The sequence below is a fragment of the Caulobacter sp. SRI_008 genome, assembly GCF_057586355.1.
Window position 1 is genome coordinate 35,848 of record NZ_JBYCZS010000025.1, and the last position, 13,221, is coordinate 49,068.

The window sequence follows — 13,221 nt, forward strand, 5'->3', positions numbered from 1 at the left end:
CCTTACGACTTCGGCTGCTTCTTCTTCAGCGGCGGATAGGCCTTTTCCACCTCTTCGGGCGTCAGCCGGCGGATCGACTGGACCGGATAGGAGTGGCGGATCGCTTCGGGCACGATCACCTCGGCGTCGAGCGGCGAGCAGATCCAGGAGCCGCCGCGCGACTTGATGCCGATGCGCAGGGCGGTGTCGAGGTCGAACGAAGAGTAGAACAGCTTCAGTTCGTAGACTTCCTTGCGGCTGATCTCGACGTTCAGGGTCTTGTCGTCGACCACCTGGTAGCCGCGGATGTTGTCGGCGAAGAAGCAGCTGTCGCGTCCGGACGCCTTGGCCGGCTTGGCTTTGGCGGCGGGCGCGGCTTCTGGGGCCGGGGTCTGGGCCAGGGCCGGCGCGGCCCAATTCGCCAGGGTCACGGCCGCCGTCAGGACCAGGGCGCTGAGAACGGAGACGGAGCGGCGCATGCGAGGCTCTCCCAAACTGGACGAGGGGTGATCATAAACCGGCGATTTTATCGCCGCATTGCCGATTTGCGGCCGATTGTGGCGGCCGCGCGGACGGTCAGGACTTCGGCTTCTTCTTCAGTCGCGGCCAGGCCTCGGCGTATTCCTCGGGCGTCAGCCGGCGGATTTCGCGGACCTGGTAGCGGCCCGAACCGTTGGTCTCGGGAACGACCACCGAGGCGTCTTGCGGCGCGCAGATCCACGAGCCGACGCGCGACTTGACGCCGATGCGGGTGGAGGTCTCCAGGTCGAAGGCCGAGCGCATAAGCGTCAGCTGATAGGCCTCGTCCTGGCGGATGTTGACGTTGATCGTCTTGGCGTCGATGACCTGATAGCCGCGCACCTGGTCGGCGAAGAAACAGCCGTCGCGCCGGGAGGGCTTGGCCTTGGCGGCGTCGGCCGCCAGGGCTGGCGCCGCGAGGGCGACGGTCAGGACGAGGGCGCTGAGGACGGTGACGGAGCGGCGCATGACGAGGCTCTCCCGAAGGGTCTGGCGCTCACCATAGACCTGCGGCTCGACGGCCTGCAACTTCACCGACGTCTGTTGTCAGGCGGCCTGCCGCGACAGGTCCTCGATCCAGGCGTCGAGGTCGGCCCGGGCCCGCCGGACGCCGGCCCGCAGGCGCGCCAGCGGCTCGTCCAGCGGCAGGTCCTCGACGCAGGCCGTCTCCAGGTCGGCGGCCATGTGGCTGAGCTGCATGAAGCCGAGAATGCCGGCCGAACCGGCTAGGCGGTGGGCGTCCTCGCGCAGCACCTCGGGCGCCTCGTCGAGGAAGCGGGCGTCCAGTTGCTGGCGCAGCATGCCGGCCAGGCGGGCGGTGCGCGCCGCGCCCATGGTGGCGGCCAGGGCCTTGCGGGTGGCGGCCTCGTCGGCGTCCTGCGCCGAGCGCTCGGCGACGAAACCGGCGCCCCCCGGATGCTGGGACAGATGATGGGTCAGGGCCTGGTCGAGGTCGCGTTCGCTCAGCGGCTTGAGCAGATGGCCGACCATGCCGGCGTCCAGGCATGCGGCGATCTGCTGGGGCGCGCCGCTGGCGGTCAGGGCCAGCACCGGGGCGGTCGTCAGTCCGCGGCGGCGCAGCTCGCGCGTCGCCGTCAGGCCGTCGATCACCGGCATGTGGACGTCCATCAGCACCAGGTCGAAGGCGGCGTTTTCCAGCGCCTTCAGGGCCTCGGCGCCGTCGGCGGCGGTCTCGACCGCGCAGCCGCGACGCTCCAGCAGTTCGCGGAAGAGCTCGCGGTTCAGCTCGACGTCGTCGACCAGCAGGATGCGGCGGCCGGGGAAGACGGCGCGGACCGAGGCCTCGGCCGACGGCGTCGCGGTTTCGCCATGGGCCAGGGGCAGGGCGATCTCGAAGGCGAAGGTCGAGCCTTCGCCGACCTCGCTCTCGACCCAGATGCGCCCGCCCATCAGCTCGACCAGCTCGCGCGAGATGGCCAGGCCCAGGCCCGTGCCGCCGAAGGTGCGGGTCACCGAGCTGTCGGTCTGGGAGAAGCGCTTGAACAGGCGGTCCAGCTTGTCGGGCGCGATGCCGACGCCGTTGTCCTCGACGCTGATCCGCAGCCGGGCGCGGCCGCCTTCGCAGCCGAGGAGCTCGACGCGGGTGGTCACCGTGCCCTGGCGGGTGAACTTCACGGCGTTGGACAGCAGGTTCAGCAGCACCTGGCGCAGGCGATGGCGATCGCCGACATAGCGGCCGTCGAGGTCGCCGACGATGCGCAGGTCGACCTGGTGCTCGCCCGCCTGGGTCTCGACCATGGCCGTGGTCTCGACGATCATGTCCTTCAGCGAGAAGGGATCGCTTTCCAGGGTGACGGCGCGGGCCTCGAGCTTGGAGAAGTCGAGCACGTCGTTGATCAGGGCGTTCAGCGCCTCGCCGGCGCCGCGCACCCGTTCGGCGCGCCGACGGTCCTCGAGACCGAGATTGGGGCTTTCGGCCAGCAGCCGCGAGAAGCCGATCACCCCGTTCAGCGGCGTGCGCAGCTCATGGCTCATATTGGCCAGGAACTCGGCCTTGGCGTGGTTGGCGCTTTCGGCGGCGTCGCGGGCCGAGGCCAGCTGGGTGGCCATGGCGGCCAGTTCCAGGGTCTGGCGCTCCAGGGCTTCCTGGGCCTCGACCCGGGCCGTCTGGTCCTGGACCTGGGCGATGAAGTGCCGGGGCGAGCCGTCCGGAGCCCGGACCAGCGACACCGAAAGGTGCACCCAGACGATGCGCCCTTCCTTGTGGATGTAGCGCTTGTCCATGGCGTAGCTGGTGATCTCGCCGTCGATCAGCCGGCCCAGCAGCGACAGGTCCTTGTCGAGGTCGGACGGGTAGGTGATCGTCTGGAAGTCCGTTCGCAGCATCTCGGTTTCGCTGTAGCCGACGATGCCGCAGAAGGCGGCGTTGATCTTGTTGAAGCCGCCGTCCAGCGTGACCAGGGCCATGCCGACCGAGGCGCTGTGGAAGGCGGTCTCGAACTCCTCCATCTGCGCCTTGCGGGCGCTGATGTCGTGCATCAGGGCGGTGAACTGCCAGCCGTCGTTGCTGCGGGCGGCGCTGATCGCCAGTTCGATCGGGAAGCTCAGCCCGTCGCGACGCACGGCCGGGACCTCGATCCGCTGGTCCAGGACCACGCCTTCGCCGGTGGAGAGGAAGCGCTGCAGGCCTCGCTGGTGGGACTCGCGCAGGCCTTCGGGGATGATCAGGTCGGCCAGGCGGCGGCCGATCGCCTCTTCGGCGCGCCAGCCGAAGGTGGTCTCGGCGAAGCGGTTCCAGTCGGTGACGACGCCGTGCTCGTCCATGCCGACGATGGCCTGGTAGGCGTCGGCGATGACGCGGCGGGCGCGCGCTTCGCTGGCTTCCAGCTTGCGGCGCAGGACGCGTTCCTCGGTGATGTCTCGCAGCACGCCGAACACGGCGACCACGCGGCCGTTCTCGTCGAGTTCGCAGGTCGCGCGCGAATGGCCCTGGCGGATGGCGCCGTCGGCGCGCAGCAGGCGCACCTCGTGCTCGATCACCGTCCGGTCGACGACCACCTGATGGGCGCGGGCCTGGGCGGCGGCGCGGTCGTCGGGATGGTACATCTCCAGCCAGTTGTCGAAGGTCGGCGTGAACTCGGCCCGGTCGCGGCCATAGATCCGATAGACCTCGTCCGACCAGCCGATGGTGCGGTTCACCAGGTCGCAGCGCCAGTGGCCGACGCCGGAGATGGTCTCGGTCATCGACAGGATGCGGCGCTGCTCGGCGGCCTGGCGCTCGGCGCGGCTTTTCTCCATGCGGGCCACGACCGCGTCGGCCAGGATGCGCAGGCGGTCGAGCTCGTCGTCGCTGGGGCGCGGGCGGGGATCGGTGTCGATGACGCAGAGCGTGCCGAGATTGGCGCCGTCGCGATCGCTGAGCACCGCGCCGGCGTAGAAGCGGATGTCCGGCGCGCCGGTGACCAGGGGATTGGCGGCGAAACGCGGGTCGCGAGTGGCGTCCTCGACCACCATCACCGAATGAGGTTCCTGCCGCAGGGCGTGGGCGCAGAAGGCCAGTTCGCGCGGGGTGGATTCAGCGCCCAGGCCGTGGCGGGACTTGAACCACTGCCGGTGCTCGTCGACCAGCGAGATCAGGGCGATGGGCGCGCCGAACAGTTCCGCGGCGAAGGCGGTCAACTGGTCGAACGACGGCTCGGGAGCCGTGTCGAGGATGCGGTAGGAGGCCAGGGCCGCCAATCGGTCTTGTTCGAGCATCGGAACGCGTCGCTATCTGGAGGCGAGCAACCTGCCTCCGCTGCGCTTCATATCTCCTGAACGAACGCCGTTTTGCGCTGCGGCCGATTGAAGCAGAGCCGGAGAGGGGATCTCCGCACCGGCCTTTTTTGACGGATCTGGAAGTTTCCGTTGGGGAAGACACGGCGCTTGCGGTCGGCCGCGTTTTGCGCTTTCAATCCCTGACATCGAAATTTCGCACAAATGTTCGCATTGCGCACAAATGGCGAAACTTCTGACAAAGATGACAAAAAGGGTGAGAAACGTGACGGCTTCGGCCCCAGGCAAGGACTACGTGCAGGCGTTCGCCCGCGGCCTCGACGTGATCCGGGCCTTTGACGCCGATCACCCCAGGATGACGCTGAGCCAGGTGGCCGAGCGTACGGGCCTGACCCGCGCGGCCGCCCGCCGCTTCCTGCTGACACTGGTGGACGAGGGCTACGCCTTCAGCGACGGCAAGACCTTCGGCCTGGCCCCCCGGGTGCTAGATCTGGGCTTCGCCTATCTGTCGACCCTGGGCATGTGGGAGTCGGCCCAGACCGTGCTGACCGACGTCACCCGCCGCATCGGCGAGTCGTGCTCGGCCAGCGTCCTGGACGGCGACGAGATCGTCTATGTCGCCCGGGTGGCCGCCAGCCGGATCATGACCGTCGGCCTGCGGGTGGGCAGCCGCCTGCCGGCCTTCCACACCTCGATGGGCCGCATGCTGCTGGCGCATCTGCCGCCGGCCGAGCTGGACCGCATGCTCGAAGGCCGCACCTTCGAGAAACTGACCCCCAACACCGTCACCGACACCGAGGAGCTGCGGGCGATCCTGAAGCGCACCGCCCAGCAGGGCTGGTCGCTGACCGACCAGGAGCTGGAGATCGGCCTTTTGTCCATCGCCGTGCCGCTGCGCGACCGCACCGGACGGGTGGCGGCGGCGATCAATGTCTCCACCCACGCCAGCCGCACCACGCCCCAGCAACTGATCGACACCGTCCTGCCGGTGCTGCGCGAAGCGGCCGGCAAGATCGTCTCGATCGTTTGAGGAAAGCCGCCATGTCCCAATCCTCCCAACTGGCTTCTAAGCCGGTCGAGATCGGCCCGCTGCTCGATCACGGCCCGTGGGGCGGCTACCAGAAGCTCGTTTTGTTCATGACCGCCCTGGCGGTGATCCTCGACGGCTTCGACAACCAGGTGCTGGGCTTCGCCATTCCGGCCATCGTCAAGGAGTGGGGCGTCAGCCGCGCCGCCTTCGCTCCTATCTTCGCCATCGGCTTCCTGGGCATGAGCCTGGGCACGGCCCTGGGCGGCATGCTCGGCGACCGGGCCGGGCGGCGCACGGCGCTGATCGCGGCGGTGGCCCTGTTCGGCGTCTCCACCCTGGCCTCGGCCTTCGCGCCGAACCTCGTCTGGCTGGGCGTGCTGCGGACGATCTCGGGCTTCGGCCTCGGCGCGGCCATGCCCAACGCCACCACCCTGATCGCCGAGTTCAGCCCGACCCGCCGCCGCAGCCTGGCGGTGACCCTGGGCATCGTCTGCATCCCGCTGGGCGGCCTTGTCGGCGGCCTGATCGCCGCCCACACCCTGCCGAGCCTGGGCTGGCGGGCGCTGTTCATCATGGGCGGGATCGCGCCGCTGATCCTGACCGGCGTGCTGGCGGTCTGGCTGCCGGAATCGCCGCGCTACCTCGCTGGCCGTCCGAGCCGCGCCGGCGAGCTGGACAAGGTCATGGCGCGAATGGGTCACGCCCACGACGGCACCGGCTTCACCGACCATGGCGAGACCCAGGTAAAGCGCGCCTCGTTCGGCCAGCTGTTCGACCAGGCCTTCCGTCTCGACACCGTGGCCCTGTGGGGCGCGTTCTTCTTCTGCATCCTGTCGACCTATGTCGTGTTCAGCTGGGCGCCGTCGATGCTGTCGGCGTCGGGCTTCGACTTGGCCGTGTCGAGCAACGGCCTGGCGGCCTTCAACCTCGGCGGCGTGCTGGGCGCGGTGGCCGGGGCCTGGGCGATCCTGCGCTACGGCTCGCGGGTCTCGATGCTGGTCATGGCGGCCGGAGCGGTGATCTCGTGCGCCCTGCTGGCCTTGACCCCGCTGGACGCCGGTCACGGAGCGACCCGCCTGATGGCCGGGCTGTTCGTCGCCGGCGCCTTCATCAACGGCGTGCAGACCACGCTCTACGCCCTGGCCGCCCAGGTCTATCCGGCCGCGGTGCGGGCGACCGGCGTCGGGGCAACCGCCGCCGTCGGACGGCTGGGCGCGATCGTCAGCTCCTTCGTCGGGGCGGCGGTCGTCTCGACCGGAGGCGCGGCCTATTTCGGCGCCATCGCCCTGACCATGACCTTCACCCTCGTCAGCCTGGCGCTCATCCGCCGGCACGCCCCGCGCGCCCTGGCTTCGGCCTGACGCAAAACCACAAGGAAGACGCCATGCGAAAGCTCCTCCTGCTCGCCGCCGTCGCCGCCATTCTCCCGGCGGCCGCCCAGGCCCAGACCGCGGTCACGCCCGACACGCGCGAAGTGCTGAAGGTCGACCGCCCGGCCGACGACGGCCAGCCCGGTTCGCTGCGCTGGGCGCTGGAGACCAGCAACGCCGCACCCGGTCGCTACCGCATCGAGATCGTGCCCACCGGTCCCGGACCCATCGAGCTGCGCGTCGACTCGCCGCTGCCGTCCATCAAGGGGCCGGTGAAGATCGAGGGTACGGCCTGGAAGGCCGACGGCCGCTACGCTGTCATCGACGGCTCGGGCTACGTCAAGCGCGACCTCAAGGACTGCCCCGGGGCCAATCCGGCCGAGTACGGCACCAACATCCGCACCACCACCAAGCCGGGCCTGGCCTTGATCGACACCCGCGAGGTCGAACTGACGGGCCTGGAGGTGCGCAACTTCTGCATCGGCGTGCTGGTGCTGCGGACCAGCAACTCGGTCTTCCACGACAACCGCTTCGTGCGGAACATCGGCGGGGCCGGGGTGATGTTCAGCGGCGACGACGGGCAGGGCGGCTCGACCGCCACCACGACGATCAACAACAAGGTGCTGCGCAACGTCTTCTACGAGAACGGGGACGGCTTGGAGCTGACGCGCGGCGCGGCCTTCAACCTGGTGGCCGACAACGTGTTCGACGCTGGTGTGGACAATCTGGAGCCCTCGCAGGGCATCGAGATCCTGCGCGGCAACGACAACACCGTCGTGCGCAACCTCTTCCAGAACTACACCGACGGCCTGCAGATCAACTGGGGCAGCCGCAACTATCTCGGCGCCAACGTCTTTCGGGCCAACGGCTTCGGGATCAGCCTGACCGGCGACGGCAACATCGTCGACGGCAACGTCATCAATGGCAACGCCGTGGGCGTGGCCGTGCGGTCCGAGGCCGGCGCGACCGCCAACCGCATCAGCCGCAACCGCATCTTCGCCAACGCCGCCCCGATCAGCCGCTGTTCGGCCGGCGGCAGCTGCGATCCAAAGCTGGCCAAGGGCGGGATCGTCCTGGGCCTGCCGGGCCTGGAGCACGCAAGCTTCGTGGGCAAGCGCGGCTACGGCGTCTCGACCGACACCAGCAAGATGGCCCGGATCTGCCCCGAGGCGCAGCCCTGCCAGGGCCTCCCCAACGGCGGCCAGGCCGCGCCGGTCATCGAGGGCGTCAAGGCGGGCGCCGCCGAGGGCACGGTCAAGGCCGCGCCCGGTCAGGTGGTCACGATCGAGCTCTTCGCCAACCGCACGGCCGACGCCAACCAGGGCGAGACCTTCGTCGCCGACCAGGTGGTCGCCGCCAATACCGACGGGGAGGCGCGCTTCGCCATCCCGTTGCCGAAAGACCTGTCCGCCCAGTTCCTGACCGCCACGGCCACCTCGGCCGGCGGCGCGACGTCCAGCTTCAGCGCGCCATCCCCCCTGGCGCGCTGAACGACCGGGCTCCGCGTGCCCCCAACGGCGGAGCCCGGTCCCCCATCGACTTTAGAGACGCGGATCCTGCCGGACCGCGAAGGAGGTTCCATGTCGCGGATCCTGATGCTGGCCGCCTCGATGCTGGCGCCCTCAGTGCTGGCTTTGACCGGTGCAGCGCAAGCGGCCGAGCCCGTCCAACCGGACTGGAAGGTCCGCTCCACCCTGACCGGCGACTGGGGCGGCCTGCGCTCGCGGCTCAAGGCCAAGGGCGTGACCCTCAGCCTCGGCTACGCTTCCGAAAGCGCCCTGACCCTGTCGGGTGGCAAGGAGGGCGGCGGCGTCGGGGGCTACACCCAGGAACTGAACGCCCGCGCCGTGCTCGACATGAGCAAGCTGGCCGGGATCGATGGCGCGGTAGTCAACATCGCCGTCGAGGAGCGTACGGGCCGCAACCTCTCGACCGAGGGCGTCGGCAACCTGTTCATGGTGCAGGAACTCTACGGCGCGGGCATGGACTTCCGCATCTCCGAGCTGACCTGGGCGCAGGCCTTCGCCGGCGACAAGTTCAACGTGAAGGCCGGCCTGATGCACACGGGGGACGACTTCGGCTCGTCGGCCCTGAACTGCAATTTCCAGAACTTCGCCTTCTGTCCGCGCTCGCCGGCGCTGCTCTACAACAGCGGCTTCTCGGGCTATCCGGCCCCGCGCTGGGCGGCGCGGGCGCGGTTGCGGCCGGCCAAGGACTGGACGGTCACGGCCGGGGTCTACGAGGTCAACGCCTACCGCGTGCAGGAGAACAAGGGCTGGAACCTGGCCATCGACTCCAACGGTGTGCTGCTGCCGGTCGAGATCGGCTGGAGCAAGCCCGACAAGGGGCCGGGCAGCCTGCCGGGCTTCTATCACGTGGGCGGCTACTACGAGACGGCCGAGCGCTCGAACGTTTACAGTGACGCCTTGGGCCGGTCCTACGTGCTGAACGGCACGAGCCCGGCGTTGGAGGACAGCCGCTGGGGCGCCTGGGCGATGGGCGAGCAGATGGTCTGGCGCAAGGGACCGGCGGCCTTGAGCGTCTTCGCCAACGCCCTGGCTTTCGATCGCTCGACGGCGCGCTACAGCCATTTCTACAGCGCGGGCCTGGTGCGCACCGCGCCGTTCGCCAGCCGACCCAAGGACAAGGCCGGCGTCGCCGTCGCCTATGTCCGGGTCAACGAGCGGCTGGAAGACGCTCAGCGCGAGCGGGCGACCCTGACCGGAGACTGGAGCGGGGTGCAGACCAGCGAGAGCTCGGTCGAGGCCTTCTATGCGGCCCAGGCGACGGGATGGCTGGTGGTGCGGCCGAACCTGCAGTTCATCCACCGCCCGGGGGCGACGGGTTCGATCCCGGACGCCTGGGTGGGCGGGCTGACGCTGCGGGCGGCGCTGTAGGGAGCGCTCGGCTCAAAACAGAAACGCCTTCCTGGCCGGCGGCGAGGAAGGCGTTGCTCGAAGGGAGGGACGAGGTCCGGGGGTTAGGCCGGATCGTCGTCCACCATGGCCTTGACCAGGTCGACCACGCGGCGGCGCAGGCGACGGTCGCCGAGGCGGGGGAACAGGTCGGCCAGTTCCAGACCCTCGGGCGTGGCCACGAACTGGGTCATGCGCTGGGCGACGCCATCGTCCTCGCCGTTGTCGGTCTCGTCCAGGCCTTCGAAAAAGTAGGACACCGGCGACTGCAGCAGGCGGGCGGCGTCATAGAGCTTGCTGGCGCTGATGCGGTTGGCGCCGCGCTCGTACTTCTGGATCTGCTGGAAAGTGATGCCCAGAGCGTCGGCGAGCTGAGTCTGGCTCAAGCCGAGGACCTTGCGTCGAATCCGCATACGGGCGCCCACATAGATGTCGACGGGATGGGCGGGATCGACGGCGGGCTTCTGGGTCATTCTGTCTCGTCCTCGGCGGACCGCGATGCACGTGGTGCGGTTGTTTAATGGGCAGAATAGACCGCTGATCGTATTCCGTCACGTCGCCACGACGTCGCATGTCGCTAACTCGACACAAAAGCAGTCCCTGAAACGTCGTCTGGGCGACGTAAAAGCATTCTGACTTGACCTTTCGGTCGCCGGGCGGTGTCTGCCGCCCATGATTTTGCAGTCAGGCGCGCCCGTGGCGGTGGCCGGAGCCGGAGCCTTCGGGTCGGCGACGGCGCTGATTCTCTCCCGACTCGGCTTCCAGGTGACGGTGTTCGACCCCGCGGCGCCGGGCGACAACGCCTCCGGCGTGGCCGCGGGCATGCTGGCGCCGGCGGCCGAGGCGGTGTTCGATCCGGTGTCGCGCGGGCACATGCCCGTGCTGCGGCGAGGCCGCGATCGCTGGACGGCCTTCGCGGAAGACCTGGGGATCGCGCTTGATCGCGGCGGTCTCTCCATCAAGGGCGAAGCGTCTTTTCTGGCCGACATCGAGGCCGCCCTGGTCGAGGCCGGCGCGGACTTTTCGCGTACGCCGGACGGCCTGTTCAGCGACGAAGACTGGCGGCTGGACGCGCGCCAGGCCCTGGCGACCCTGCGTGACGCCGCTTCGGAAGCGGGCGCCGTCTTCGATCCCCGCGCCGTGAGCGCGTTCGCGCAGGGGCGACTGACCCTGGCCGACGGCGCGGTCCTGGCCTTCGAGGCCCTGGTCGTGGCGACCGGCGCGGGCGGCGAGGGGCTCGCGCCCGAACTCTCGGTCCTGACTCCGATCAAGGGCCAGATCCTGCGCTTCGACGCGCCGATGGCTGAAGGTCCGGTGCTGCGCGGCAAGGGCGTCTATGTCGCGCCGGGACCGAGACCCGCGATCGGGGCGACGATGGAGGCCGGGCGCGACGACCGCGAGGCCGACCCGGCGGTGGTCGAGCCGCTGCGCGTCGCCGCGGTGCGCCTGCGTCCAGAGCTGGCCGGGGCCTCGGCCAGCATCGAGGTCGGTGTGCGCGCCTCGACGCCGGATGGTCTTCCTCTGGTCGGCGAAAGCCGGGCGGCGGGCGTGATCCTGGCGGCTGGCGCGCGCCGCAACGGCTGGCTGCTCGCTCCGCTTGTGGCCGACATGGTCGCGGCGTATCTGACGGGCGCCGATCCCGGAGAGGACGCGGCCGCCTTCGACCCGCGGCGTTTCGAAGGCTAGAAAAAGAACGACAGAGCGCAGGGAAGGGACGACATGGCCGGTTTCTGGCTGACCGAGGAACAGGAAGCGATCCGCGAAGGTGTGGCCAAGGTGTGCGCCGCCTTCGACGACGAGTACTGGCGGCGGACCGACGAGACCGGAAACTTCCCCGAGGAATTCGTGGCCGCCATCGCCGAAGGCGGCTGGCTGGGCGTGGCCATGCCCGAGAGCGTCGGCGGTGCGGGCCTGGGCCTGACCGAGGCGGCCGTGATGATGCAGACCGTGGCCCAGTCGGGCGCGGGCTTTTCCGGCGCTTCGGCCATCCACCTCAACATCTTTGGCCCGATGCCGCTGGTGAAGTTCGGCACGGACGAGCAGCGCGAGCGCCTGCTGCCGCGCCTGATCTCGGGCGAAGACAAGATGTGCTTCGCCGTCACTGAGCCCAATTCGGGCCTGGACACTTCGAGCCTGGAGACCCGGGCCGAGAAGATCGACGGCGGCTATCGCCTGAACGGCCGCAAGATCTGGACGACCGGCGCCCAGCGCGCCAACAAGATCCTGATCATCGCCCGCACCACCCCCAAGGACCAGTGCGCCAAGCCGACCGGCGGGCTGTCGCTGTTCTACACCGACCGCGAGCACATCGAGGCCAAGCCGATCCCGAAGATGGGCCGCAAGGCGGTCGAGTGTAACATGCTCTTCATCGAGGACCTGTTCGTGCCCCAGGAGGACCTGGTGGGCGAGGAGGGCAAGGGCTTCCAGTACCTGCTGCACGGCCTCAATCCGGAGCGGGTGCTGTTCGCGGTGGAGGCCATCGGCCTTGGCCGGGCGGCTCTGGCGAAAGCCTCGACCTACGCCAAGGAGCGCGTGGTGTTCGGCCGGCCGATCGGCCAGAACCAGGGCGTGGCCCACCCGCTGGCCAAGTCGTGGGCGGAGCTGGAGGCGGCCAACCTGATGGCCTTCAAGGCCGCGGCGCTCTACGACGCCGGCAAGGATTGCGGGGCCGAGGCCAACGCCGCCAAGTACCTGGGTGCGGAGGCCGGCTTCACGGCCTGCGAGGCCTCGGTGCTGGCCCATGGCGGCATGGGCTACGCCAAGGAGTACGACGTCGAGCGCTATTTCCGCGAGGCGATGATCGCCCGTATCGCACCGGTCAGCCGCGAGATGATCCTGAACTTCATCGCCGAGCGCGTGCTGGGCCTTCCCAAGAGCTATTAGGCCAAGAGCTATTGATGAACTCGGACGGGCGACCCGATACGCGGTCGCCCGTCCGACGCCCCCTCAGTCAGCGGCGTTGAAGCGGATGGGGATCCTCACCTGCGCGCCGCCGACCGCCTGGCCGTTCTCGAGCTGCGGCTTCATCTTGAAGAACCGCGCCAGTTTCAGGGCCGCGGAGCCGAAGCCCTCGCTGGCCGGGTTTTCGTCGACCACCATGCAGTTCTCCACCGTGCCCTTGACGGTGACCGCGCAGTTCAGCGTCGCGCCGCCCGACACCCCGCGCCGCTGGGCGCTTTCGGGGTAGTAGCGCGACATGTCGTCGGCGCTGGGCATCCTCAGCCAGGTCGCCCGGGTGATGGTTTTCGGCGCCGGGGCCGCGGGCGGTCCCGGAGGCGCCGGCGGATCGTCGGTGAAGGTCGGCGGCTGGGCGGTCGTGGGCGGACCGGCGTCCTTCGGGATCGGCGCGATCAGGGGCTCGGGAGTCGGGATCGGCGTGGGCACGGGCGTGTGCAGCGGTATCGGGTTCGAAGCCTTCGGCGTCGGCAGCGGCTTTTCCGGAGGCGGCGGAGGAGGCGGCTTGGGCGTGGGAGGCAGGATCTCGATGCCGCCCGGATCGACGATCTCGGTCGGCATGGTCACGTACTTCTGCACCGCGATGTAGGCGAACAGGGCCACGTGCGCCGCGCCGGAGATCGCCAGGGCGGCGACCAGGCCCTTGGAGAGCTTGCGCTTGTCGTCGCGGTCCAGGCCGGCGATGCGCGGGTTGAAGTCGGCGGGTTGGGCGATCATG

General features: G+C 69.4%; 11 protein-coding genes. 6 read left to right on the forward strand and 5 right to left on the reverse strand.

The window, feature by feature from the left end:
- Positions 1-2 precede the first annotated feature (2 nt).
- From AC2YHT_RS20225 to AC2YHT_RS20235, 3 genes are all read right to left on the reverse strand, one after another.
- Positions 3-458 (reverse strand): DUF6491 family protein, encoded by a 456-nt coding sequence (locus AC2YHT_RS20225; RefSeq protein ID WP_487291693.1) that lies wholly within the window; start codon positions 456-458, stop codon positions 3-5.
- A 97-nt stretch (positions 459-555) separates the two neighbouring features.
- Complete coding sequence (locus AC2YHT_RS20230; protein WP_487291694.1) at positions 556-1,032, reverse strand: DUF6491 family protein; 477 nt, start codon at positions 1,030-1,032, stop codon at positions 556-558.
- 12 nt (positions 1,033-1,044) lie between these two features.
- Complete coding sequence (locus tag AC2YHT_RS20235) at positions 1,045-4,215, reverse strand: PAS domain S-box protein (RefSeq protein WP_487291695.1); 3,171 nt, start codon at positions 4,213-4,215, stop codon at positions 1,045-1,047.
- Positions 4,216-4,498: 283 nt separating this feature from the next.
- Here AC2YHT_RS20235 and AC2YHT_RS20240 point away from each other — a divergent pair, with 283 nt between their 5' ends.
- The 4 genes from AC2YHT_RS20240 (at position 4,499) to AC2YHT_RS20255 (ending at position 9,530) form a co-directional block, all read left to right on the forward strand.
- Positions 4,499-5,263: an IclR family transcriptional regulator domain-containing protein gene (locus tag AC2YHT_RS20240; protein WP_487291696.1), complete on the forward strand. Its 765-nt coding sequence runs from the start codon at positions 4,499-4,501 to the stop codon at positions 5,261-5,263.
- Positions 5,264-5,274: 11 nt separating this feature from the next.
- A complete protein-coding gene (locus tag AC2YHT_RS20245) occupies positions 5,275-6,624 on the forward strand; it encodes an MFS transporter (RefSeq protein ID WP_487291697.1) in 1,350 nt (449 codons plus the stop codon).
- 23 nt (positions 6,625-6,647) lie between these two features.
- Positions 6,648-8,123 (forward strand): NosD domain-containing protein, encoded by a 1,476-nt coding sequence (locus AC2YHT_RS20250; protein ID WP_487291698.1) that lies wholly within the window; start codon positions 6,648-6,650, stop codon positions 8,121-8,123.
- Positions 8,124-8,213: 90 nt separating this feature from the next.
- The gene (locus AC2YHT_RS20255) at positions 8,214-9,530 is read left to right on the forward strand and encodes a carbohydrate porin (protein ID WP_487291699.1); all 1,317 of its coding nucleotides are present in this window, start codon (positions 8,214-8,216) and stop codon (positions 9,528-9,530) included.
- A gap of 83 nt (positions 9,531-9,613) precedes the next feature.
- Here AC2YHT_RS20255 and AC2YHT_RS20260 read toward each other — a convergent pair whose 3' ends face one another.
- Complete coding sequence (locus tag AC2YHT_RS20260) at positions 9,614-10,021, reverse strand: helix-turn-helix domain-containing protein (protein WP_110122149.1); 408 nt, start codon at positions 10,019-10,021, stop codon at positions 9,614-9,616.
- Between the two features lie 199 nt (positions 10,022-10,220).
- Between AC2YHT_RS20260 and AC2YHT_RS20265 the strand changes: the two genes are divergently transcribed.
- Both AC2YHT_RS20265 and AC2YHT_RS20270 read left to right on the forward strand, forming a co-directional pair.
- On the forward strand, positions 10,221-11,234 hold the full coding sequence (locus AC2YHT_RS20265) for an NAD(P)/FAD-dependent oxidoreductase (protein WP_487291700.1): 1,014 nt from the start codon (positions 10,221-10,223) through the stop codon (positions 11,232-11,234).
- Positions 11,235-11,267: 33 nt separating this feature from the next.
- Positions 11,268-12,431, forward strand: coding sequence for an acyl-CoA dehydrogenase family protein (locus AC2YHT_RS20270; protein ID WP_487291701.1), 1,164 nt, complete (start codon positions 11,268-11,270; stop codon positions 12,429-12,431).
- A 63-nt stretch (positions 12,432-12,494) separates the two neighbouring features.
- Here the strand turns inward: AC2YHT_RS20270 and AC2YHT_RS20275 are convergent, their stop codons facing one another.
- Positions 12,495-13,220, reverse strand: coding sequence for an energy transducer TonB family protein (locus AC2YHT_RS20275; RefSeq protein ID WP_487291702.1), 726 nt, complete (start codon positions 13,218-13,220; stop codon positions 12,495-12,497).
- Position 13,221: the final 1 nt, after the last annotated feature.